The organism is Actinosynnema pretiosum, assembly GCF_002354875.1.
In the GTDB taxonomy this organism is placed as follows: Bacteria; Actinomycetota; Actinomycetes; order Mycobacteriales; family Pseudonocardiaceae; genus Actinosynnema; species Actinosynnema auranticum.
In genome coordinates this window covers 1,919,757-1,942,277 of sequence record NZ_CP023445.1, presented here as the reverse complement: position 1 = coordinate 1,942,277, position 22,521 = coordinate 1,919,757, and the positions used below count along the sequence as shown (strand labels likewise).

General features: G+C 72.1%; 17 protein-coding genes. 7 read left to right on the top strand and 10 right to left on the bottom strand.

Features of this window, described 5'->3' with window-relative positions:
* Window positions 1-79: 79 nt before the first annotated feature.
* Window positions 80-568 carry a LuxR C-terminal-related transcriptional regulator gene (locus CNX65_RS08760; protein ID WP_232519760.1) on the bottom strand — a complete coding sequence of 163 codons (489 nt, stop codon included), beginning with the start codon at window positions 566-568 and terminating at the stop codon, window positions 80-82.
* Between the two features lie 156 nt (window positions 569-724).
* Window positions 725-1,192: a GNAT family N-acetyltransferase gene (locus CNX65_RS08755; RefSeq protein ID WP_096492314.1), complete on the bottom strand. Its 468-nt coding sequence runs from the start codon at window positions 1,190-1,192 to the stop codon at window positions 725-727.
* 75 nt (window positions 1,193-1,267) lie between these two features.
* Between CNX65_RS08755 and CNX65_RS08750 the strand changes: the two genes are divergently transcribed.
* Window positions 1,268-2,053 (top strand): enoyl-CoA hydratase/isomerase family protein, encoded by a 786-nt coding sequence (locus CNX65_RS08750; protein WP_096492313.1) that lies wholly within the window; start codon window positions 1,268-1,270, stop codon window positions 2,051-2,053.
* A 293-nt stretch (window positions 2,054-2,346) separates the two neighbouring features.
* Here the strand turns inward: CNX65_RS08750 and CNX65_RS08745 are convergent, their stop codons facing one another.
* The 4 genes from CNX65_RS08745 to CNX65_RS08730 all read right to left on the bottom strand — a co-directional run bounded on the left by CNX65_RS08745 (window position 2,347) and on the right by CNX65_RS08730 (window position 8,984).
* Window positions 2,347-3,963 carry a methyl-accepting chemotaxis protein gene (locus tag CNX65_RS08745; protein WP_096492312.1) on the bottom strand — a complete coding sequence of 539 codons (1,617 nt, stop codon included), beginning with the start codon at window positions 3,961-3,963 and terminating at the stop codon, window positions 2,347-2,349.
* Window positions 3,964-4,230: 267 nt separating this feature from the next.
* Window positions 4,231-5,805: a serine/threonine-protein kinase gene (locus tag CNX65_RS08740; RefSeq protein ID WP_232519759.1), complete on the bottom strand. Its 1,575-nt coding sequence runs from the start codon at window positions 5,803-5,805 to the stop codon at window positions 4,231-4,233.
* A gap of 225 nt (window positions 5,806-6,030) precedes the next feature.
* The gene (locus CNX65_RS08735; protein WP_096492310.1) at window positions 6,031-8,190 is read right to left on the bottom strand and encodes a glycosyltransferase; all 2,160 of its coding nucleotides are present in this window, start codon (window positions 8,188-8,190) and stop codon (window positions 6,031-6,033) included.
* A gap of 2 nt (window positions 8,191-8,192) precedes the next feature.
* Entirely contained in the window at window positions 8,193-8,984 is a 792-nt protein-coding gene (locus CNX65_RS08730; RefSeq protein ID WP_232519758.1) for a WecB/TagA/CpsF family glycosyltransferase, read from the bottom strand.
* A 148-nt stretch (window positions 8,985-9,132) separates the two neighbouring features.
* Here CNX65_RS08730 and CNX65_RS08725 point away from each other — a divergent pair, with 148 nt between their 5' ends.
* Window positions 9,133-10,356, top strand: a complete 1,224-nt coding sequence (locus CNX65_RS08725; protein ID WP_096492309.1) for an MFS transporter — start codon at window positions 9,133-9,135, stop codon at window positions 10,354-10,356.
* Between the two features lie 462 nt (window positions 10,357-10,818).
* Here the strand turns inward: CNX65_RS08725 and CNX65_RS08720 are convergent, their stop codons facing one another.
* The 3 genes from CNX65_RS08720 to CNX65_RS08710 all read right to left on the bottom strand — a co-directional run bounded on the left by CNX65_RS08720 (window position 10,819) and on the right by CNX65_RS08710 (window position 14,598).
* Window positions 10,819-12,126: a beta-propeller fold lactonase family protein gene (locus tag CNX65_RS08720; RefSeq protein ID WP_232519757.1), complete on the bottom strand. Its 1,308-nt coding sequence runs from the start codon at window positions 12,124-12,126 to the stop codon at window positions 10,819-10,821.
* Between the two features lie 322 nt (window positions 12,127-12,448).
* Window positions 12,449-13,708, bottom strand: coding sequence for a hypothetical protein (locus CNX65_RS08715; protein ID WP_096492307.1), 1,260 nt, complete (start codon window positions 13,706-13,708; stop codon window positions 12,449-12,451).
* A 41-nt stretch (window positions 13,709-13,749) separates the two neighbouring features.
* A complete protein-coding gene (locus CNX65_RS08710; protein ID WP_096492306.1) occupies window positions 13,750-14,598 on the bottom strand; it encodes a glycosyltransferase in 849 nt (282 codons plus the stop codon).
* A gap of 83 nt (window positions 14,599-14,681) precedes the next feature.
* Between CNX65_RS08710 and CNX65_RS08705 the strand changes: the two genes are divergently transcribed.
* Genes CNX65_RS08705 through CNX65_RS08695 form a run of 3 tightly spaced genes read left to right on the top strand, consistent with a single transcriptional unit; the run spans window position 14,682 to window position 18,465 of the window.
* Entirely contained in the window at window positions 14,682-15,740 is a 1,059-nt protein-coding gene (locus tag CNX65_RS08705; protein WP_096492305.1) for a glycosyltransferase family 2 protein, read from the top strand.
* Window positions 15,725-17,248: a lipopolysaccharide biosynthesis protein gene (locus CNX65_RS08700; protein ID WP_232519756.1), complete on the top strand. Its 1,524-nt coding sequence runs from the start codon at window positions 15,725-15,727 to the stop codon at window positions 17,246-17,248. The genes CNX65_RS08705 and CNX65_RS08700 overlap by 16 nt, the downstream gene beginning before the upstream one ends.
* Window positions 17,245-18,465 (top strand): rhamnosyltransferase WsaF family glycosyltransferase, encoded by a 1,221-nt coding sequence (locus tag CNX65_RS08695; protein WP_096492304.1) that lies wholly within the window; start codon window positions 17,245-17,247, stop codon window positions 18,463-18,465. The genes CNX65_RS08700 and CNX65_RS08695 overlap by 4 nt, the downstream gene beginning before the upstream one ends.
* Before the next feature lie 404 nt (window positions 18,466-18,869).
* On the opposite strand, the gene CNX65_RS08690 is transcribed toward CNX65_RS08695, so the two are convergent.
* Window positions 18,870-19,829, bottom strand: a complete 960-nt coding sequence (locus CNX65_RS08690) for a TolB family protein (RefSeq protein WP_096492303.1) — start codon at window positions 19,827-19,829, stop codon at window positions 18,870-18,872.
* Between the two features lie 95 nt (window positions 19,830-19,924).
* Between CNX65_RS08690 and CNX65_RS08685 the strand changes: the two genes are divergently transcribed.
* Window positions 19,925-21,112, top strand: a complete 1,188-nt coding sequence (locus tag CNX65_RS08685; RefSeq protein ID WP_096492302.1) for a hypothetical protein — start codon at window positions 19,925-19,927, stop codon at window positions 21,110-21,112.
* Window positions 21,112-22,509 carry an O-antigen ligase family protein gene (locus CNX65_RS08680; RefSeq protein ID WP_096492301.1) on the top strand — a complete coding sequence of 466 codons (1,398 nt, stop codon included), beginning with the start codon at window positions 21,112-21,114 and terminating at the stop codon, window positions 22,507-22,509. Before CNX65_RS08685 ends, CNX65_RS08680 begins: the two co-directional genes overlap by 1 nt.
* Window positions 22,510-22,521: the final 12 nt, after the last annotated feature.

Here is a 22,521-nt window from a genome sequence, read left to right as displayed (position 1 = left end):
GCCACCACGGCGCGTATTCGGATTAGGACCCCCGACTCCGCCGCTAGTGCGAACGGGGCAGGGGGAACACGAATCCCGACTACAGGTAGGAGCGCTGACCCCACGGCATGGCCGCGGCGAGCTGCGCCCGTCGACCGATGTCGAGCTTGCGGTAGATGCGGGTGATGTGGAGCTCGACCGCGCGGGTGGACACCGAGAAGTGCTCGGCGATCTGCCGGTTGGTCATGCCCTCCAGCATCATCAGCGCGATGCGGTGCTCGTGCGGCGTGAGCGGCTCCTTCGAGCGATCGGCGCTCTGGCCGTCGCGAGGTCGGACCACGGACGGGACCCGCTCGTGGTCGGGCAGGCCGAGCAGCACGTGCCACTGCCTGATCCGCACCTCGGCCACCGACTGGGACCGGACGTAGGGGTCGCCGCGCACAAGATCGCGCGCCGCCGCCTCGTCCGGCACCTGGCAGACGAGCAGCACTCCGCTGCCGTCGGCCCACGGCCCGGTGCCGACCAGCACGCCCTGCTCGGCGAGCGGTCGCCAGTATTCGCGGTGCGCGAGGTGAATCGATCTGCGCACCTGTCGCGCGTCGCGAAAAGTCAACTCCACTGCGAAAGCCACTGGACTGATCCCCATTTCATATCCGCGGCCCAACTTTCGGCACTACTCAACTGTGAGGCATTAAACCTGTCAAGTGAGTCAGATCACACGTGTTATATCGAAACCCGATGGGGCCTATAGCCGCTTTCCGAACCAGTGGTGGGCGTAGGGGTCGTCGTTGAAGGGCTCGACCTCGCGGTACCCGAGCGCCGCGTACATGGCCCTGGCCTCGATCAGGTCGCTCCTGGTGTCCAAACGCGCCTGTCGCGCGCCGAGGTCGCGGGCGGCCCGCTCGACGGCCTCCACCAGGGCCCTCCCGAGCCCCTGACCCCGGTGTTCCCGCAGGACGTGGACTCGCTTCAGCTCAACCGTGTCCTCCGTCACCATCCGGAAGGCGGCGCAGCCGACCGGCTCACCGGCCACCTCGGCGGCGAGGAACCCGGTCAGGTCGTCGGTCGGGTCGTCCGCGATCGCCAGGTCCACCTCCGCCTCGGTGGCAGGCCTGCCGTGGTACCGGGAGACGATGTCGTGCAAGTAGGCCCGCACCAGGGCGGAAGCGGTGTCGCCGAACGGGTCGACGGGCCGAACGGACCAATTCCCCATGACTCGGACCGTGGCAGGGAATGGGCCGTTCGGACAACTGCTTTGGCGGGTGGCCCGCGTGTAGAGTCCGGCCACGTGCCTGAGCAACTGGTCCGCGTGGCGCGGGACGCGGCGGGGCTGGCCGTGCTGACGGTCGACGCTCCCCCGCTGAACCTCTACACCGCCGAGTTGCGCGAGCTGCTCGCCGACGCCGTGGACGACCTGGCGGCGCGACCGGCGCGGGCGCTGCTGGTGCGGACCGAGGGCCGGGTGGTCAGCGGCGGCGTCGACGTCGCCCTGTTCGCCGAGCAGGACGGCCCCGAGGCGGCCGAGGCGCTGCTCGACGAGATGATCGACCTCACCGAGCGGGTGGCCGAGCTGCCCTTCCCCACCGTCTTCGCCGCCCACGGGCTGTGCCTGACCTGGGCGTTCGAGGTGGCGCTGGCGTGCGACGTGCTGCTCGCGGCGCGCAGCGCGGAGTTCGGGCTGGTCGAGCGGGTCATCGGCATGACGCCCGCGATGGGCGGCACCCAGCGGCTCGCGGCGCGGGCCGGGGTCGGGCGGGCCAAGGAGCTGGTGATGACCGGCGAGCGCTACCCGGCCGAGGTGCTGGAGCGGTGGAACGTGGTCAACCGGGTGCTGCCCGACGAGGGCTTCGACGAAGCGGCGCTGGCGTTCGCGCAGTCGCTGGCGGCGGGGCCGACGCGCGCGCACGCGGCCACCAAGCGGGTGCTCGCGCACTACGAGGCTGGTGGGGTGGCGCAGGCCGACGAGCACGTGGCGACGATCGCGGCGGGGCTGTTCGCGACCGAGGACCTGCGGGGCGCGGTGCGCTCGTTCCTGGCCGACGGGCCGGGGAGGGCGACGTTCGCGGGGCGGTGACGCCGGGCCAGGGGCGTGGCGCGACCCGCCCGTTCGACGCCGATCGACGACCGGTTCCGGCCCGGTCAGGAGCCAGGGAACCCGGCGGCCCTCCCGGTCGCCGCGCGGTCCTGCCGACCGGGGGTGCTCCCCGCGCCTGACACGCGCGCGAGCGCCGAGCGGGGGCCTGTCCGCTCGGCGCTCACGCCGCCGCCGGTTCGCACCGGCGGCGTTCGACCGCTTCGCCCCGGCCCCTCGACAGGGCGGCGGCGGTCGGGTTCCTGGCGGGGTTCGGCGTTCGGGGGCGGACCGGTTCAGGAGAGCCGGAAGCGCCCGACCAGCTCCTGCAGCTGCCCGCTCATGCGGTTCAGCTCGGAGGCCGCGCGGCGGGACTCGTCCACGTCGCGGGTGGTCGACGCGGCGGCGTCCGCGACGCCCGCGATGTTCGACGCGATGTCCCTGCTGCCCTCGGCGGCCTGCGCGACGCGGCGCGCGATCTCGCCGGTGGTCGCGGTCTGCTCCTCGACGGCGGCGGCGATCACGGTCTGGAAGCCGCTGATCCGGTCGATGATCGAGGCGATGCTCGCGATGGCCTCGACGGCGCCGGAGGTGTCCTCCTGGATGACCTGCACGCGCCGGGTGATGTCCTCGGTGGCGCGGGCGGTCTCCTGCGCCAGCTCCTTGACCTCGCTGGCCACCACGGCGAAGCCCTTGCCCGCGTCGCCCGCGCGCGCCGCCTCGATGGTGGCGTTCAGCGCCAGCAGGTTGGTCTGCTCGGCGATCGAGGTGATCACCTTGACCACCTCGGCGATCTCGGTGGACGACGCGCCCAGCCGGGCGACGGTGGTGTTGGTGCGCTCGGCCACGGCGACCGCCTCGGCGGCCACGGCGACGGCCTCGCCCGCGTTCTTGGACACCTCGCGGATCGCGATGCCCATCTCGTCGGTGCCCTGGGTGACGGCGTCGACGTCGCCGGACACCTGGGTCGCGGCGCCGCTGGCGGCGTCCGCGCGGTCGCTGGCGCTGCCCGCCGACCCGGAGATGCGGGTGGCGGTCCGGTCCAGCTCGGCGGAGGCGTCGGCGAGCGAGTGCGCGTGGTCGCGCAGCGAGCCGACGGTGCCGCGCAGCGAGTCGGAGGTGCGGTTGAGCGCGCCGCCGAGCCTGCCCAGCTCGTCGCGGCGGTCGACCTCGACGCGGGCGGTCAGGTCGCCGTCGGCGAGCCGGTCGAGCGCGCCGACGACGTCGCCGAGCGGGCGCACCACCGAGCGGGTGGCGCGCAGGCCGAGGAAGACGGCCAGCACGAGGGCGACGACGAGCGCGCCCAGCAGCACCAGCAGGTTGTGCTCGCGGGCGGTGGCGGCGTCGGCGCGGAGGGCGTCGACGCGGGCGTTGACGGACTTGTCCAGGTCGGCGGCGATCGCCAGCACCTGGCCGTACGCCTTGGACGCGTCACCGCCGTTGATGCTGGTCATGGCCTCGGCGAGGCCGGCGGGGCCGTCGGAGGCCGCCCACTGCATGACCTTGGTGTCCCAGGAGAAGAAGTCGTCCCACGCGGGCTTCAGCTGCGCGAACAGGGCGCGCTCGGAGTCGGTGAGGTACTCGGTGCGGGCGGCGGACAGCTCGGTGTAGACGGCGTCCTTGGCGGCCAGCTCGCCCTTGCGGTTGTAGCCCTGCTCGCCGAGGGCGTAGGTGGGGCCGAACGCGCCGACGTCGGCGACCACGAGGCCCTGCCAGCCGGAGACGTCGGCGGCGCGGTAGGCGACGCCCTTGATGTCGTCCCGGACGAGCTGGAGGTGGTCGAGGCGCTGCTGCGTGTCGGCCTCCTCGCTGAGGCCGAGCCAGCCGACGCCCGCGGCGACGGCGATCAGGGCGGACAGGGAGGCGAACGAGAGGCCGAGCCTCTTGCCAACGCTCAGATCTCGGACGCGCACAGCTGCTCCCGCGGGGTCGGGTTCTTGGTCTTGGAACCCCAGGAACGGCACGCGCGGGGAGGATTTGAGGAGGATTCGGATCTCGGGGACGTGATCTGCGCCCGGCGAGCCCAGGGCGGAGGGCACAGGGCGGAGGACGCAGGGCGGAGGGCGGAGGGCGGACACCGCCCAGCAGCCCGGAAAGCGCGACGCGGACCGGGCCAGGGGGCGCGGTCCGCGTCAGCGGGTCGGTCGGTTCCGCTCGGCGCGGAAGGGGGGAGGAAGGGATCAGTGCGGGTCGTACGCGGCGCCGCCGTACCAGGCGAGCGCCGAGCGCAGCTCGACCACGTCGCGGTCGCGCCGCTTGCCGTGCCGCTCGTGCGAGATCGGGTACATCCGCATCCCGCCCTGGTGCGGGGTGAAGCTCCCCCGGCCCATGGGCTCGGGCACCTTCGCGCCGCTCTTGAGCCACACCACCAGCCACGGCCTGCTGCGGTGCGACTCGACCCGGATGCGGTTGACCGCGTACCAGGGCACGAGCTGCTTCTGCCCGCCGCTGGACACCGTGACGCCCTCGGCGCCGACGTCCAGCACGAGCGGCTCCTGCAGGGCGTCCGCGAACAGCCTGGCCGCCGTCACCAGCAGGCCGAGGCAGGCCACGATGGCGGCGAACTTGACCGGGTCCGGCGTGCTGTTCACCGAGGCGACGATGCCGGTCATGCCGACGCCCGCGCCGTAGAACGCGGACCAGCCGTAGCCCGCGACGCGCGAGGTGGCGAAGCGGGTGCCCTCGGGCTTGACCGACTTGCCGCGCTTGTCGGCGGTCGCGGGCGGCGAGGCGGGCTTGGTGGGCGGCTTGACCGCCGGGACGGCCGGGACCGCCTGGGACGCGGCGGCGGCCTGGGCGCTCTCCCGCGACAGGGCCAGGGTCGGCGGCTTGACCGGCTCGGGCCGGGGCGGCTGGTTCTCCAGCAGGGTGGGCGTGGGACCGGGTGGGACGCCGCCGTCGCCGGGGGTGCCGGGGTAGGAGCGCAGCTCGGTGCGCCGGGCCTCCACCAGGGTGCGCACCCGGTCGGGCAGCCAGGAGCCGTCCGCGCGCGGGGTGCCGATGGCCTCCAGGAGGCGCTCGGGGGTGGGCCGGTTGGCCGGGTCGCGCACCAGCATCGGCACGATCAGCGGCACCAGGCCCGGAGGCACCTTCGACAGGTCCGGCTCCTGGTGGACGACCCGGTAGACCAGCGCGGACGTGGAGCCCTCGCCGAACGGGCCCTCGCCGGTGGCGGCGAACACCAGGACGGAGCCGAGGGCGAACACGTCGCTCTGCGGGCCGACCGGCTCGCCGACGACCTGCTCGGGCGAGAGGTAGCCGGGGGTGCCGAAGACGATGCCCGCCTCGGTGAGCGCGGAGTGCTCCAGCGCGCGGGCGATGCCGAAGTCGATGACGCGGGGGCCGTCGTCGGCGAGCAGGACGTTGGACGGCTTGAGGTCGCGGTGCACCAGGCCCGCGCCGTGGATCGCGATGAGCGCCTCGGCGAGCCCGCCCGCGAGCCTGCGCACGGCCTTCTGCGGCAGCGGGCCCTGGTCGACGACGACCTGCTGGAGGTTGGGGCCGGGCACGTACTCGGTGGCCATCCAGGGCCGGTCGGCCTCGGGATCGGCGTCCACGACGATCGCGGTCCAGAACCCGCCGACCGCGCGCGCCATCTCCACCTCGCGGCGGAAGCGCTCGCGGAACTGCGGGTTGTCGGCCAGCTCCGGCCTGGCGACCTTCACCGCCAGGGGGCGACCGCCTCGGGACCGCGCCAGGTAGACCGATCCCATCGCGCCGCGACCCAGCATGGCCAGCAACGGGTAGTCACCCACTCGTTGCGGAGCGTTGGGGGGAAGTGGCTGCACGCCCCCCAGACTAGTTGTGACCGGTCGGGCGTTCCGGTCACCCTGCGGAACCAGGGGGGCGCGCTGCGGCGGGTGGGCCGGGTGGTGCGGGGGAAGGGCAGGTCATGCGGGTGGCGCGCGGCGGGGTGGTGGGGTTCGGCCGACCGCACGGGCACCCCTCCCCGGTGGGGAGGGCCGCCCGTGCGGGTGGGGTCACCCGGCGGTGGGGTGATGCGGGGTGGTGCGGGCGCCCTCGGCGAGTTCGCGGAGCACGCCCGCGCGGGAGAGCCAGGAGTACGGCAGCACGGACGCGCGGAGCTGGTCCGCGGGCTGGGGCGCGCCGTGCTCCAGGGCCTCGCGGACGGCCGCGACGAACGCGGCGTGGTCGGCGGCGGCGCGGACCCGGTCGCGGTAGGCGTCCAGCTCGGCGAACTCGGTGGAGACCACCGGCAGGCCGAGGGCCAGGTACTCCTTGAGCTTGATCGGGTTGGAGTGCCTGATCCAGTCGTTGTCCTGCCACGGCATGATCGCCACGTCGAACGCCGAGCCGCAGGCCGGGATCACCTCGTAGGGCTTGAACCCCAGCCAGTGCACGTTCGGGTACTTCGCGAACCGCTCCATGGGGTGGGTGGCGTCGCCGATGAGCAGGAGCGAGACGTCCGGCAGCTCGGCGGCCACCCGTTCGAGGAGGTCGAAGTCGACGACGAAGTCGTCCAGCGCGCCGAAGAACCCGACCCTGGGGCCAGGCACGGCGCGCACGTCGGCGGGCCACTGGGCCTGCGGGCGGGCGGTGAAGTGGTCGACGTCGACGCCGTGGTCGAGGAAGTGCGCGCGCTCGCCGGTGAGGGGCGCCTCCTCGGCCATCAGCGCGTGGCTGACGTAGACGACGTGGTCGGAGTTGCGCAGCAGCTCGCGCTCCAGGGCGGCGATGGCCTCCCGGTCGGCCTCGGGGAAGTCCGAGTGCCGGTCGGAGCGGTTGAAGACCAGGCTGGTGCGGCGCATGGGCGCGACCACGTCCCAGGCGGTCGGGATGGTCACCATGACCACCGGGGCGTCCAGCCGGAGCAGGGCGCAGACCAGGCGGACCTGGGCGCGCACGAGGACGGCGTTGACCTTGCGCAGGGTGGGGCTGCCGTAGAAGGGCAGCGGCAGCGGGGACATGACGTAGAAGTTCGGCTCGGGGCGGCGCAGGAACTTCGCGACCGACTTGAGCTTGCGCAGGACGCGGCGGGCGACGTGCGTGCTGTTGCCCCTGGTGGGCATCCGCATCCCGATGCTGTTGACCACCAGGACCTTCCTGCGGCGCGCCATGGAGCGCATGAGCTGGAAGTCGGAGTGGGCGCGGTTGTGGTACCACCAGTCCTGGGCGGAGAAGCAGACCCAGCCGGGTTCGGTGGTGGTCGGGCGGGCCTTGGCGGTGGCCGGGCGGGTCCTGGCGGCAACCGTGCGGGCCTTGGCGGTGGCCGGGGTGAGCGGGGTCGCGGTGGCCGGGCGGGCGGGCCAGCGGCGCCAGCGCAGGAGGTCGGCGACGGCGCGGCGGTGCTTGGGGTGGCGGGGCAGGCGGAGCAGCTCGTTGAGCAGCACGGCGAACCAGGTCGCGGCGGCGGTGAGGCGGCCGGAGCGCTCGCGGGCCATGCGGACCCGGTTCGTGGTGGCCATCGACCACAGCCAGGGGGACGTGGACTGCTCGCCGCCCAGGTGCACGGCGCGGGCGCGCGGCTCGAAGCGGATGGCGTGGCCGCGGTCGCCCGCGCGGAGCATGTACTCGGTCTCCTCGGAGTAGAGGAAGTAGCGCTCCTCCAGGAGGCCGGTGTCGGCGCGGCAGGCCGAGGAGATGAGCCAGGCGGCGCCGGTGGCCCAGTCGGCGGTCCCCGCGGCCCGGTAGGCGCGGGGGTCGACGACCAGCTCGCCGAGGGCGGGGGTGCGACCGGCGCGCTCGCCGCCCAGGACGGCCTCGCCGAGCGCGCGGAGGGGGGTGGGGGCGCGGCGGAGGGAGAGCTGGTGGTGGCCGTCCTCGCCTTCGAGCCTGGGGACGGCGACGCCGGTGCCGGGGACGGCGAGCGCGGCCTTGAGGAGGTCGATCGCGTCGGGGGCGAGGCGGACGTCCGGGTTGAGGACGAGGACGTCGCAGCCGGGGGCGGCGGCGAAACCCGCGTTGACGCCCGCGCCGAAGCCGTCGTTGGCGGGGCGGGCGACGACGGTCGCGTCGGGGGCGGTGGCGCGGACGACGTCGAGGGTGTTGTCGGGGGAGGCGTTGTCCACGACGACGATCCGGCTGTCCGGGGTGGACTCCAGCGCGACGGCGACCGAGCGGAGGCAGTCGGCGACCACGTCGGCGCTGCGGTGGGTCACCACGACCACGGCTAGCGGCACGGTCAGTACTCCCTGGGGTGGGTGGGGTTGGGGTGGGTGGCGCTGGGTTGGGTGGCGCTGGGGTGGGTGGAGGTGGGGCGGCGGAAGCGGGTGCGGGCGGCGCCCGCGAGGAGGCGGAGGGCGAAGGGGAGGTCGTCGCGCAGGTAGCGGCGGGCCAGGCGGCGGGGTTCGAGGGCGAGGCGGTGGAGCCACTCGCCGCCCGCCCTCTGGACGAGGCCGGGGGCGCGGCGGAACTCGCCTGCGGCCATGGGGATGCCCGCGCCGCACCCGAGGAACCAGGTGTCGGGGAGGCGGTCGCGGAGCAGTTCGATGAGGCGTTCCTGCTTCGGGAAGCCGAGTCCGACGAGGACCAGGTCGGGGTTCGCGGCGGCGCAGGCGGCGACGGCGCGCTCGGTCAGGTCGGGGTCGGTCTCGAAGCCGAACGGGGGTGAGTCGGTGCCCGCCACGCGGAGGCCGGGGTAGCGGGCGGTGAGGGCGCGGGCGGCGGCCTCGGGGACGCCGGGGTTGCCGCCGAGGAGGTAGATGGAGCGGCCCGCGCGGGCGGCGGCCTCGGAGAGGGTGAACACGAGCGAGGAGCCCGTGACCCGCTCCGGGACCTTCGCGCCCGCGATGCGGCCCGCCCAGACCACGGGCATCCCGTCCGCGACCACGACCTCGGAGCGGGCGATGAGCGCGGCCAGCGCGGGATCGCGGGTCGCGGCGCGGACGATGTCCACGTTGGCGGTGACGATGGCGCCGCCCTCCCCGTCGCTCCAGGCTGCGGAGACGTGCCGGGCGAGGTCGGCCTCGCTCACGGACCACACCGTGACAGCGCCCACCGGGACGCGGGCCTGCGGGTACGAAGGCATAACCGCGACATCGGCCGGGTGGTAGGGGTCGTTACGCGACGTGTTCCTCGCCCCAAACTCGTAACAGGCACGGTGAGTAGTCGATTAGGGGGGTATGTACGTCGCATCCGTCCGTCCCACTGATCGAGTGAAGGGGCGGGTGCCGGGCACCGTTTTCGCCCTGGGCGCGGTGAGCCTGCTCACCGATGTGTCCGCGGAGATGGTCACCGCCTTCCTTCCCGCGTACCTGCTGTTCACGCTGCAGATGAGCTACGCGCAGTTCGGGGTGCTCGACGGGGTGTACACCGGGGCCACGGCGGTGCTGCGGTTGGTGGGCGGGCACCTGTCGGACAAGACGCAGCGGCACAAGGCGGTCGCGGTGTTCGGGTACGGGTTGTCCGCGGTGACGAAGCTGGTGTTCCCGGCGGTGGGGGCCTCGGCGTTCGGGATCGGGGCGGCGATGGCCGCCGACCGGGCGGGCAAGGGGGTGCGGACGGCGCCGCGGGACGCGCTGATCTCGTTGTCCACGCCGCCGGAGCGGTTGGGGGCGGCGTTCGGGCTGCACCGGACGATGGACACGGCCGGGGCGTTGCTGGGGCCGCTGGTGACGTTCTTGTTGATGACGCAGATCGGGATCGTGGCTGGGCCGGTTTTTGCGGTCAGCGCTTGTTTTGCGTTCGTGGGCGTGATCGTGCTGGTCGCTTTTGTGCGGGAGCACCGGGCGGCGAAACCTGCCGGGCCCGCGCCGTCGTTCCGGGCCGGGGTCGGGCTGTTGCGGGATCGGCGGTACCGGCGGGTCGCGGTGGCGACCGGGTTGCTGGGGTTGGCGACGCTGTCGGACGCGTTCGTTTTCATCCTGGTGCAGAAGGCGACCGGGATTCCGCAGGGGTTGTTGCCGCTGTTGCCGTTGGGGACGGCGCTGGTCTTCCTGGTCGCGGCTACGCCGATGGGGCGGTTGTCGGACCGGGTGGGGAGTTGGAACGTATTCCTCGGGGGGCACGTTTTGCTGCTGGCGGTGTACTTGCTGTTGCTGGCGCCTGGGAGCGGGTACGCGGGGGCTGTGGTTGCGCTGGTGCTGCACGGGTTGTTCTACGCGTGCAGTGATGGGGTGTTGTCGGCTCGGGTCAGCCCGCTGGTTCCGGAGTCGTTGCGGGCATCGGGGCTGGCTGTGGTGCAGACCGGGCAGGCTTTGACCCGGACCGTGTCCTCGGTGGGGTTTGGGGTTTTGTTGCAGTTCGCGGTTTTTGGGGTTGCGGTGTGGACCGCGATCGTGGCTCTGGTCGTGGGGGTGGGCGGGGCTTGGTGGTTGACGGCTCGGGGTGAGGGCCTGAAAGCGTGAAGTCAAGAGCTTAAGGGCACGCCTCGCCGGCGGGGCAGACCTCCAAAAAAGAGGGGACAGGGCTCTGCCGGCCGGTGACCGTTGGTCCTGTGGTCCCGTTTACCACTGCGGTGGGCGGGGTCCCTCTTCTCCGTTTGGCCTCCTTTCAGGCAAGCACGCTCGTCAAGACGCCGTATGACTCGGGTGGTCTGCCGCAGAGTGCGGCGGCGTCTTGACAAGCGTGCTCGGGCTTCGCCAGGCCAAACGGAGAAGAGGGACGCGGGAATGGGGCTGCGTGGGCTCGCTTCGCTCGCCCCGCAGCCCGCGACGCGGTCAGCGCGCAAACGCTGGTGTGCGCGTCTCGCAGCCCGCGACGCGGTCAGGCTGGGAGTGCGGTTCGCTGGAGGGGTGTTGGGGCGTACGACTGCGCCCCGCCTCCCTGTCGGGAGGCGGGGCGCAGTCGTGGGGCTGCGCGGTTCTGGGTCAGCCGAGGTAGTTCCAGCCTCGGGCCACGGACTTGCCGTGGGCGGTGTCGCCCGCGTAGGACGCGGTGTAGCCGCCCAGGATCGCGGACAGGCCGACGATGATGAGGACCTTCGCGTCGCACTTCGCCACGCCTGCCGCGTTCGTCTTCGCGGTGCAGAGCTTGGTGCCCTTCAGGGTGGTGAAGGTGATCTCCTTGTTCGCCACCGGCTTGCCCGACGTCGTCTCGGCGAGGGTCGCGGTCAGGTTGTTGATGGTGGTGCCGAACAGGCGGAACTTCACGGTCGCCTTGCCCGCCGTCAGGGTGGTCGCGGCGTCTGCGATGGTGTGGACGGCCACGCCCACCGGGTTGGCGCCCACCGGGACGGTGGTGGTGACGGTCAGGGTGTTGGTGTCCAGGACCGAGACGGTGTTGCTGTTGAAGTTCGTCACGTACGCCTTGCGGCCGTCCGGGGTGAGGGCGACGCCGATCGGGCGGTCGCCCACCGGGATGTCGGTGACCGGGGCCAGCTTGTCCAGGTCGAGGACGCTGACCGAGTCGGACTCGCTGTTGGTGACGAAGGCGCGCTTGCCGTCCGCGGTCACGGCGATGCCGTGGGGCACCCAGCCGACCGGGATGGTGGCCACGATCTTGCTGTTGGTGAGCAGGCCGGTCAGGTTGATGACGACGACGTTGGTCGACATCTTGTTGACCACGAGCAGCTTGGCGCCGTCCGGGGTGACCGCGACGTCGGTCGGGGTCGCGCCGGTCGGGATGTCCAGGAGCTGGAGGTTCGTGGTGGTGTCGACGACCGAGACGGTGCCCTGGCCGGGGACGTCGTGGGCGACGAACAGGCGCGAGCCGTCCGGGCTCAGGGTGACGCCGTCCGCGTTCGGGCCGACGGCGATGGTGTCCGTGGTGGTCAGGGTGGCGGTGTCGACCACCGAGACGGTGCCGGAGCGGTAGTTGCTCACGTACACCTGGGCGCCGGTCGGGGAGACCACGACGCCCGCCGGGCCGTCGCCCACCGGGACGTTCGCCTCGACGGCGTTCGTGACGGTGTTGAAGACGGTCAGGGTGTTGTCGCGGACGTTGGTGACGTAACCGCGCGCGCCGTCGAAGGCGACCTCGACGCCGTACGGCGAGTTCGCGCCGTCGCCGCCGTTGACGGTGCTGGTCACCTGGTCCGTGGCGGTGTCGAGGACGGACACGCCGCCGCCGTTGTTGGCGACGTAGCCGAGGACGCGCGACGCGGGCGCGGCGGCGGTCTGGGACTGGGCGGGCGCTGCGAGCGCGGCGCCGGGGGCCAGCAGGAGGGTCGCTCCCACGGCAGCTGCGCCGCACACCGCGGTCGCCTTGTGGAACTGCTTCAGCACTCTCCGGCCTTCCTGTTGAACGGGTCCCGCAACGACCCATCGCAGGCTCACCCGAACGTGTTTCAGTCTGGAGGGGACAGAGCGTGACTGACACGTACCCGGAGTGGACTTCCAGGCACAGAAGGATCTTCGGCCACCCCCGTTCGAGTGGGGATCGTCACGGGCGGTCGATGAAGATCCACAAAGGACGGTTCGGCGGGTCGCCCCCTCCAGCGCACCGGCCCGGTCACCTGAGGTGACCGGGCCGGTGCGCTGGAGGGGGTGAGGGGTGGGGTCAGAAGCGGTAGACGTGGACGCCGTAGGGGGCGAACTCGTCGACGATCTTGCCGTTCTCGATCTCCACGGTGCGGTTCTCGCCCTCGACGGTCGCGGTGCCGGAGGTCGTCGGGACGGAGAGCTCGACCTCGGCGGCCTTGCTCTTCGGGTTCTCGGCGTTGCCGTCGGTCTGGGCGATCACCCAGTGCTCGCCGTCGGAGACCTTGTGGAGGACTGAGACCGGGATGCCGTTGTCGCTCTTGGCGGAGGCGCCCGCCAGGCTCGGGGAGTTCAGCACGGGAGCCAGGGAGGTCAGCCTGGCGTTCACGGACTTCACGCGTTCGCGGATGTCGTCCCTGGTCAGGAGGCTGGCGTACTCGCCGGTACCGTCGGTGTGGAAGCTGTGGGCGAAGTAGTTGATGCCCGTCGCGCCGTGCAGGACCGTGTTCCAGACGGCCGACTCCAGCTGGTCCGGCGTGATGGTCTCGCCCTTGTCGTGCGGGTGGCCGGTCTCGACGAAGCCGTAGATCGGCTTGTCGGGGCCGCACCACTTGCGCATGGTGTCGATGACCTCGCCGTACGTGTAGGCGCCCACCCGGTGGTCGCGGTCGGGGTGGGTCCAGCCGTAGAAGTCGGCCGAGACGAGGTCGGCGGCGGAGCAGTAGGTCCGCATGTCCTCCTCGTACGACTTCTCGATGTAGCCGTAGCCGACGCCGCCGCCGGGGGTGCCCATCCACGGGCTGAAGTTGAGGTAGGTGGGGCGCGACGGGTCCTTCGCGCGGATCTCGTTCGCCTCTTTGAGGATGGCGGACGGCTGCATGTCGGGGTGGAACTTGTCCCCGTAGGCCTTGTTCATGTCGGGCTCGTCGGCGACCAGGTAGCCGACGTAGTTGCGGGCGTGCGCGGTGTCGCCGAGGACGACGTCGGCGCGCTGGGGGTCGACGAAGGCGCGCCAGTTCGTGGCCAGCAGGCCCTCGCGGCGCAGGTACCACCACTCGTCGTCCCACAGGCCGATCGTGAAGTCGACGCCCACCTGCGGGTACGCGGCACCGAGCTTGACGCCGTCCTCGACGCCGGACGGGTCCTGCATCCACACCGAGATCGGGAAGATCGACGGGTCGCCGGTCGGGTTGGGGCCGTTCGACCACTGCTTGTAGTAGTCCAGGGTGGGGCCGGGCAGGCGGCGGTCGTCGAGGCCGGGGACGGTCTCGGCGGTCGCCGTGCAGCCCGCGAGCGCCAGGACGGCGGCGGCAGCGGCCAGTAAACGAGCACGAACCACAGTCGTGCGCTCCTTCAGTTCCGGGGTGGCCCGTCAGCCGGTCACGCTCGGCCGCGGGAGGCGATGGCCTTCTTGGCCTTCTCGAAGCCGTCGGCGCCGAGCAGGCGCATCGCCGCGGTCTTGGCGACGAATCTCGCGCTGTCCCGCGCTACCCGCAAGGGGTGTCCCACGAACCGGTCACGGGCAAGCACGCTTTGTGCGGGCTCCGGGACGTCGTTGAGGGCTTCGCCGAACAGCGGGCGGTAGGGGGATGGCGCGGTCAGGCGACCCCTGGTCCGGTTGCTGACGTTACCGCCGTGCACCACCTGCAACCAGCCAGGAGCGCCTCCGAGCGAGGCCACGGCGGCGTGCCGGTGGAGGCGGTTGTGCCAGTCCGCCCAGCACGTGATCGGGGCGTCCCACGGCTCCCTGATGGAGGCGAACGCGTTGTCGCGGTCGTGGTGCAGGTACAGCCCGTCCGGGCTCTTGACCAGGCCGTTCGCCAGGTAGTAGGCCGTGCGCGGGGCGCGCGGGACCTCGGCCTGGAGGCGCGCGACGAAGTTCGCGGCGAGGCCGTCGTCGTTGTCCAGGTTCGTGGTGATGAGCTCGTCGCCGCGCTCCGGGAACAGGGCGGTGATGTCGGACACCAGATCATCCCTGCTCACGGACTCGCGGAACACCGGCGCGTAGGTGTCGCCGTGGGTGGCGATCCGGTCCTTGAGCCAGGTCGGGCTCTCCGGGTCGAAGTAGATCAACCAGGTGAAGTTCCGCGAGGTCTGCGCCCTGACCGAGGGCAGGCAGTAGCGCTCGAACAGCCCGATGCGCTCGGTGAGCCAGCCCTCGCGCGCCCGCACGACGCTCTCCGCGCCGGGTGAGGGCAGGTTGAAGCGCGTCAAGATCACGTGGTCCATCGATCCCCTTCCGGTAACCACCCCCTACATCGGCCGGGAGGGGCCCGCGTTAACGAACCGGGGGCGCGCGCGATGAGTAGGGCGTGACTCGAGACCCGGCACGTCCCACGGTCGATGTCGTCATACCCTGCTACAACTACGCCAGGTTCCTGCGCGCTTGCGTGCGCAGCGCGCTGGACCAGCCGGGCGTGGACGTACGGGTGTTGATCATCGACGACACCTCAAGCGACGAGACCCCGCAGGTCATGGCCGAGCTGGTGGCCGAGGACCCCCGCGTGGAGGGCCGTCGGCACGAGGTCAACAAGGGGCACATCGCCACCTACAACGAGGGCCTGCTGGAGTGGGCCAAGGCCGACTACACGGTGCTGCTGTCGGCGGACGACCTGCTCGCGCCCGGCTCGCTGGCCCGCGCCGCGCGGGTGTTCCGGGACAACCCGAAGGTCGGCATGGTCTACGGCCGGGTCGTCTACTACCAGGACCACGACGACCTTCCCTCGATCGTGGCCGCGCCCGCCGGGACCACCGTGTGGTCCGGTGTGGACTGGATCGAGCGCCGTTGCCGCACCGGTCAGAACGTGCTGTCCTCTCCTGAGGCGGTCGTGCGCACCTCGGTCCAGCAGGCCGTCGGCGGCTACCGCCCCGACCTCCCGCACGCGGGGGACCTGGAGATGTGGATGCGCATCGCGGCCGTGTCGGACATCGGGTACGTGCGGGGCGCCCCCGCCGCGTACTACCGGGTCCACCAGCAGAGCATGTTCCGCACCCGGTTCTCCTCGGTGTTCGCGGACTTGGAGCAGCGGCAGGCGGTCTTCGACCGGTTCTTCGCCGAGCACCCGGACCTGCCCGGCGCCGGGATGCTGCGGGCGCTCGCGAAGCGGTCCATCGCCAAGGACGCCCTGTGGCGGGCCGTGCGCGCCTACGACCGGGACAAGCTGGACGAGATCCCGGCGGACGAGCTGGCCGAGTTCGCGGAGAGGGTCTACGGCGGCGCGCGGAACCTGCCCGAGCACCGGGCGCTGACCAGGCGCAAGGCCCTCGGCCCGAAGGTGTGCAGCCGCACCCAGCTGTTCGTGGGCTCGCACCTGGCCAAGCGCGGCATGGGCTGGGTGGGCAAGCAAGTGTGGAAGTGGCGCGGGCAGTGACCGGGCCGGGGGCCGGGGACGAGGCGGGCGCCGGGCCCGTGGTCACCTCCGGGAGCGGTTCCGGGGCGGAACCCGCCTCCGGGTCCGGCCTGGGCGGCCGGGTCGGCTCGGCGATCCGGTGGAGCGCGATCAACAGCCTCCTGCAGCGGGTCAGCCAGGTCGGGGTCGGGGTGCTGCTGGCGCGGTTGATCGCGCCCGAGCAGTTCGGCGTGTTCGCGGTCGCGCTCGTGGTGCTCAACATCGTGCTGAGCGTCAGCGAGATGGGTGTCAGCGTGGCGCTGGTGCGCACCGACGACCCGGTGGAGGACCTGGCGCCGACGGTGACGACGCTGTCGATCCTGTCCGGGTGCCTGCTGTTCGGCATCTGCGTGGTCGGGGCGCCGCACTTCGCCGAGGCGATGGACACCCCCGAGGCGACCGGGGTGATCCGGCTGATGTCGTTCGCGCTGGTCATCGCGGGCGCGTCGGCGGTTCCGGGCGCGCTGCTCCAGCGCGAGTTCCGGCAGGACCACAAGTTCGCGGCCGACACCTCGGCGTTCGTCGTCGGCACCGCCGTGGTGGTCGTCATGGCCCTGATGGGGTTCGGGGCGTGGAGCCTGGCGTGGTCGCGGATCGCGACGAACCTGACCGCCGCGGTGGTGATGTTCGCGTTCACCGAGCAGCGGTACCGGCCGGGCTTCGACCCGGTGAGGGCCCGCGAGGCCCTGTCGTTCGGGCTGCCGCTGGCCGGGGCGAGCCTGCTGGTGTTCGGGGTGCTGAACGTCGACTACATCATGGTCGGCCACCTGCTGGGGACCACCGCGCTCGGCTTCTACATGATGGCGTTCAACCTGGCGAACTGGCCGGTCGGCGCGTTCTCGCAGCCGGTGCGCAGCGTGTCACTGGCGGCGTTCTCGCAGGTCAGGAGCGATCAGGAGCGGTTCGCGGCGACGTTCGCGCGGGCGCTGCGGCTGCTGGCCCTGGTGACCGTGCCCGCGTGCGTGCTGCTCGGCTCGCTCAGCGACCCGATCGTCCGCGTGGTCTACGGCGAGCGCTGGGCCCCGTCCGCCGCGCCGCTGGCGCTGCTCGTGCTGCTGGGCGCGCTGCGGGTGGCGCTGGAGCTGGGCTACGACTACCTGGCGAGCGCGGGCCGCTCCAAGGCGATCCTGTGCATCCACGTGCTGTGGCTGGCCGCGCTGGTGCCGCTGCTGGCGCTGGGCGCGCACCTGGACGGCATCCGGGGGGTCGCGGCGGCGCAGAGCGTGGTGGTGCTGCTGTTCATCGTGCCCGCGTACCTGGTGGCGTTCAAGCCGTACGGCCTGCGCCCCGGCCTGCTGGGCGCGGCGGTGGCCAGGCCGGTGCTGGGCGGTGTGGTGATGGGCGCGGTGGCGATCGGCGTGCAGTGGGCGGTGGACGAGCCGCTGCTGCGGCTGCTGGTGGGCGGCGCGCTGTCGACCCTGGCCTACGCGGCGGTCGTCTACCCGCTCAGGGGTGAGGTCATCGGCGTGCTGCGGAGGGGCGGGGCGTGAGCGTCAAGCGGCGGGTGCACCAGGTCGCGAACATCGTTCGGGACGGCGGGGTGCGGGGGTTGGGCGCGCGGGCGCTGGGGAAGGTCGCGGCCCGGCTGGGCGGGGACGGGGAGGTGTTCCCGGTCCGGCTGGAGGACGTGCGGGCAGCCGACGTGACCCGGCGCCCGCCGGTGGTCGTGCCGCCGGCGCCGCCGGACGGGCGGCTGACCGTGAACTGGGTCTGCACACCCCCCTCCCCCGGTTCCGGCGGCCACACCACGATGTTCCGCCTGGTGGAGCACCTGGAGGCGGCAGGCCACACCTGCCGCCTCTACCTGTACGACGTCTACGGCAGCCGCGCGGCGGACCACGAGCCGACCATCCGCGCCGCCTACCCCGGCTTCCGGGGCGAGATCCACGACGTGACCGAGGGCATGGCCGACGCGCACGCCGTCTTCGCCACCGCCTGGATGACCGCCTACCCCGTGTTCAACGACCCGTGCGCGGGCAAGCGCTTCTACCTCGTGCAGGACTACGAACCCTGGTTCTTCCCCCGCGGCGGCCTCTCGGCGCTGGCCGAGAACACCTACCGGATGGGCTTCCACGGCTTCACCGCGGGCCGCTTCCTGGCCGGGAAGCTCCGCGACGACACCGGAATGGCCGCGGACTCGTTCGACTTCGGCTGCGACGTGGAGCGGTACCGACTGCTGGACGGGGTGCGGCGGGACGGCGTGGTGTTCTACGCGCGGCGGCTCGCGCCCCGGCGTGCGATCGAGGTGGGCCTGCTGGCCCTGGAGGTCTTCACCCGCGAACACCCGGAAGTCGTGGTGCACACCTACGGCGAGAAGATCGGCTCACTGGGCAACGGCCACGTGGACCACGGCCTGGTGACCCCGGACGAGCTGAACCGGATCTACAACCGCTGCTACGCCGGCCTGTCCCTGTCCATGACGAACGTCTCCCTGGTCCCGCACGAGATGCTGGCGGCAGGCTGCATCCCGGTGGTGAACGAGGCAGAGCACAACAGGGTCGTCCTGGACAACGAGTTCGTCCGCTACGCCCCCGCAACCCCGCACGAACTGGCAAGGGCCATGGCCACCGTGGTGAACCTGCCCCCACCCGACTTCGAAGCCCTGGCCACCAAGGCAGCCGGAAGCGTAACCGGCCGCTCCTGGGACGACGCGGGAAAGAAACTGACCCAGGTGCTGCAACGAGAACTGGGAACGCCCGCAGTCTAGAAAAGCCAACCAGTCACACTCGCAAGCCAACCGCCCAGCACGTGGACCGCCCAGCCCCCTGACCGCCTAGCACGTTGACCGCTTCGCGGGCTGCGGGGCGAGCGAAGCGAGCCCACGCAGCCCCCTCCCGCGTCCCTCTTTCCCGTTTGGCCTGGCGAAGCCCGAGCACGCTCGTCAAGATGCCGCCGCACCGCCCGGAAGACCGCCCGAGTCATACGGCGTCTTGACGAGCGTGCTTGCCTGAAAGGAGGCCAAACGGGAAAGAGGGACCCCGCCCACCGCAGGGGTAAACCGGACCACAGGACCAACGGTCACCGGCCGGCAGAGCCCTGTCCCCTCTTTTTTGGAGGTCTGCCCCGCCGGCGAGGCGTGCTCGTGGCTTGAGAAACATCAACCCGAACCACCTAGATCGGCGACGGCGAGGTCGCGTCGCGCACCAGGATCTCCGCGTCCTTCGACCCGTCCACCGGAACCACGTGGATCGCCGCCAGCTTCGCGTCCTTCGGCACCGCCGCGAACGCCACCCTGCCGCCGTCCAACCACGTCGCCTGGTCGTCCACCCCGGCGGTCCCCGGCAGCCTCAACTCCTCCCCGCTCACCAGGTCCAGCACGGCCAGGTCCCACGGCCCCAACCTGCCGATGCGCTTCTTGTACGCCACCTTCGTCCCGTCCGGCGAGATCGACGGGCACTCCGCGTCCCTGCGCTGCGACACCACCCGCTCCGCCGCCAAATCGCCCTTCACCAGCCAGGTGTACCCGCCCGACGCGAGCGTGGCGTAGAAGGTGTTGTCGTCGTCCGCGACCGTGAGCCCCCAGTAGTTCGTGTCCTGCGCGGTCAGCACGGCGCCCTCCACCTCGGCGGTGAAGTGCTCCAGCGAGTCCGCGGACTTCCCCGTGCGGACGTCGTAATAGCCCGTACGAGTGGAAAACCCGCCCGGAACGAGGTACGAGTCACCGGTCACGAACGAGGTCCACGACACCACGTTGCCGGACTTGGAGACCTTCGCGCGGCTCGGGACGCCGGGCAGCGGAACGGTCGCGAGCACCTTCCCACCACGGCTGATCTCGGCCGCGTAGACGTTCGGCCCGGCCAGCTTCAGGCACACCGTGGTGCCGCTGGAGCGGTAAACCCGCTGGCACTGGAGGTCCGTGTCGTTGCGGCCGACCGGGTCGGCCAGGCTGGTCTCCTGGACCCGGCTGCGGCCGTCGGCCAGCTCGACGAACATCAGGTCCGGCTCGGCCGAACCGGCCTGGACCTGCGGAGAGGAGTCCTTCACCACGCCCACGACATAAGCCGCGCCAGCCCCGATGACCAGTAGAATGGCGGCCACGGCCAGCAGGACGCGTCGCCAGCCCACATCCATCACCACCTGTAACGACACGGGCCGAAGCGGCCGATTCCCAGAGTAACAAGACCCAGTGGACCCCTACCCTGGGTGAAGCGCGGATCGGGGAGCGGATGGACTTCTGGGGCGCGTTGCGTGTCCTGCGGCGGCGGTGGTACATCGCCGTGCCGTCCGCGGTGGTCGCGGTGGCGATCGCCGCCGCGGTGTTCCTGTCGATCCCGACGAGGTACCAGTCCTCGGGCGTGATGGTGCTGACGACGCCCGCGGCGGGCGGCACCTTCTCCGAGAAGGTCAGCCCGCAGGACGCGGTGAAGATCAACCCGCTGCTGGCGTTCGACGGCAGCCTCGCCACCACCTCGCAGATCCTGGCGCAGATCCTGACCGACCCGAAGACCCGCGAGTCGCTGGGCGTCACGGCGTCGTCGGAGCAGAACTTCACCGCCACCGGCGGTGGGCAGAACGGCCCGTTCCTGTTCGTGACCGGGGACGGCAACACCCCGGAGACCGCCGAGGCGATGGTCTCGACGGTGCTGGAGTTCGCCTCCGCGCAGCTGGAGGAGCAGCAGCGGCAGCTGAACGCGCCCACGTCCACGTTCATCACCTCGCAGGTCATCGTCACGCCGACCAAGGCGGAGGCGCAGATCGGCGGGAAGGTGCGCTACGCGGGCGCGGCGCTCGTCGTGATGATGCTGCTGACCACGGCGGCCACGTTCGGCGCGGAGAGCGTGCTGAACCACCGGCAGCGGCGGCGGGACGCGGCGAGCGCGGCCGACGGGGACCCGACCGAGGGCGACGACGACCGCGACCCCGGCCGGGACTCCGAAGCGGACGGCGCGGAGGAGCCCGGTGGTGCGGGTGCTCGCCACGGTGGTGGCCGCCCGGAGGGCCGCCGAGAGCGGGACGACCAAGCGCAGCAGGCGCAACGGGGACAGCAGGGACAGCAGGCACAGCAGGGACTGTCCACTCGGGGCGGTCGGCTGCCCAAGCGGGCTGAGCGGGAGCGCGCCCAGGGGTACGACGACGCGGCGTGGCCGCAGGACGAGCCCGAGCACGCGCACGAGGACCTGGAGGACCGGGGCCTGGAGGACCGGGGCTTGGAGGACCGGGGCCTGGAGGACCGGGGGCCGCAGCGCCCCGGCGGCATCCCCGGTCCGCAGCTGGCGCCCCGGCCCGCGCGGGGGCCGTCGGCGGACGCGACCGTGAAGGTCCAGCCCACCACCGCCAGCGAGCGGACCCTGCGCATCTCGGCCACGCACAACCCCGTCCACCAGGGTTGGCCCGGTACCGAAGAAAACCGGTAGTGGAGCGGATCAGGCAGCGGGCCGACGGGGCGACCCTCGTCTGCCTGTACCTGCTCGCGCTGCTGGCCATCCCGGCGCGCCTGGTGCTGTCGTTCGTGCCGATGACGCTGCCGCCCGCGCTGGTGGTGGCGCTGGTGCTGGGCGTGCTGTGGCTGTCCGCGCAGATGGTCGACACGCTGAACATGGGCAAGGGCCGCAACGCCCTGCGCACCGCCGTGGCGCTCTACCTGGTGCTGCACCTGTGCACGTACGCCGTGGCGACGCGCCGCTTCCTGCCGATCGACGAGCTGACCGTGGCGGACAGCGGCATGGTCCGGATCGTGGCCACGGCCAGCGTCGCGATCTTCGCCTGCGACGCCGTCCGCACGCGGGAGCGGCTCGACCGGGTGATGAAGCTGATCCTGGTGTGCACGGCCGGGATCGCGTTCGTGGGGCTGGTGCAGTTCGGGCTGGGCATCGACCTGGCCGGGTACGTGTCCATCCCCGGTCTGCGCGCGCAGGAGAACGTGTACGCGGCCATGGAGACCCGGTCGATCTTCCGGCGGCCCACCGGGACCACGAACCACCCCATCGAGTACGGGCTGGTGTGCGCGATGTCCGTCGCGATCGGGGCGCACTACGTGTTCCAGTCCCGCGACGAGGGCAGGCCGTACGCGCGCTGGCTGGTGTGCCTGGCCCTGGTCGGCCTCGGGGCGATGACCGCGCTCTCGCGGACCGCGATCCTGGGCATGACCGTCGCCGGGGTGGTCATGGTGGCGACCCTGCCCAAGCGGCGGAAGCTGACCGTGGTGCTGGTCGGCGGCGGGTTCTTCCTCGGGGCGAGCCTGGTCGTCCCAGGGCTGTTCGGCACGTTGCGCGGCATGTTCTCGAACATCAGCGACGACCCGAGCGTGAAGGCCAGGACCTCGGACTACGAGGCGGCGAACGAGCAGATCGCGCTGCACCCGCTGCTGGGCCGGGGGTTCGGGACGTTCCTGCCGACCAAGAACCCGATCCTGGACAACCAGTTCCTGCTGACGATGATCGAGAACGGCTACCTGGGGCTGTTCGCGCTGATCGGGATGTTCCTGGCGGCCTGCTACGCGGTGCTGCGGACGCGGCTGCTCAGCGCGGACGAGAACGTGCGGGGCATGGCCGCCTGCCTGCTGTCGGCGGTGCTGGTGGGCGGGATCGCGTCGGTGACGTTCGACCTGCTGGCGTTCAGCATCGCCACCGGGATGGTGTTCGTGATGCTGGGGCTGAGCGGGGCGGCGCTGCGGATCGCCCAGGCCGAGGCCGCCGAGCGCGACTGGGCGCCCGCGCCGGGACGCGGGCGGCTGGCGGGCAGGCTGAGGACCGCGCCCCGCCTGCGGGGCAGGTCCACCAGGTCCGAGGCCGCCGACGCCGCGGACGGGTGATTGCCGGGTGAC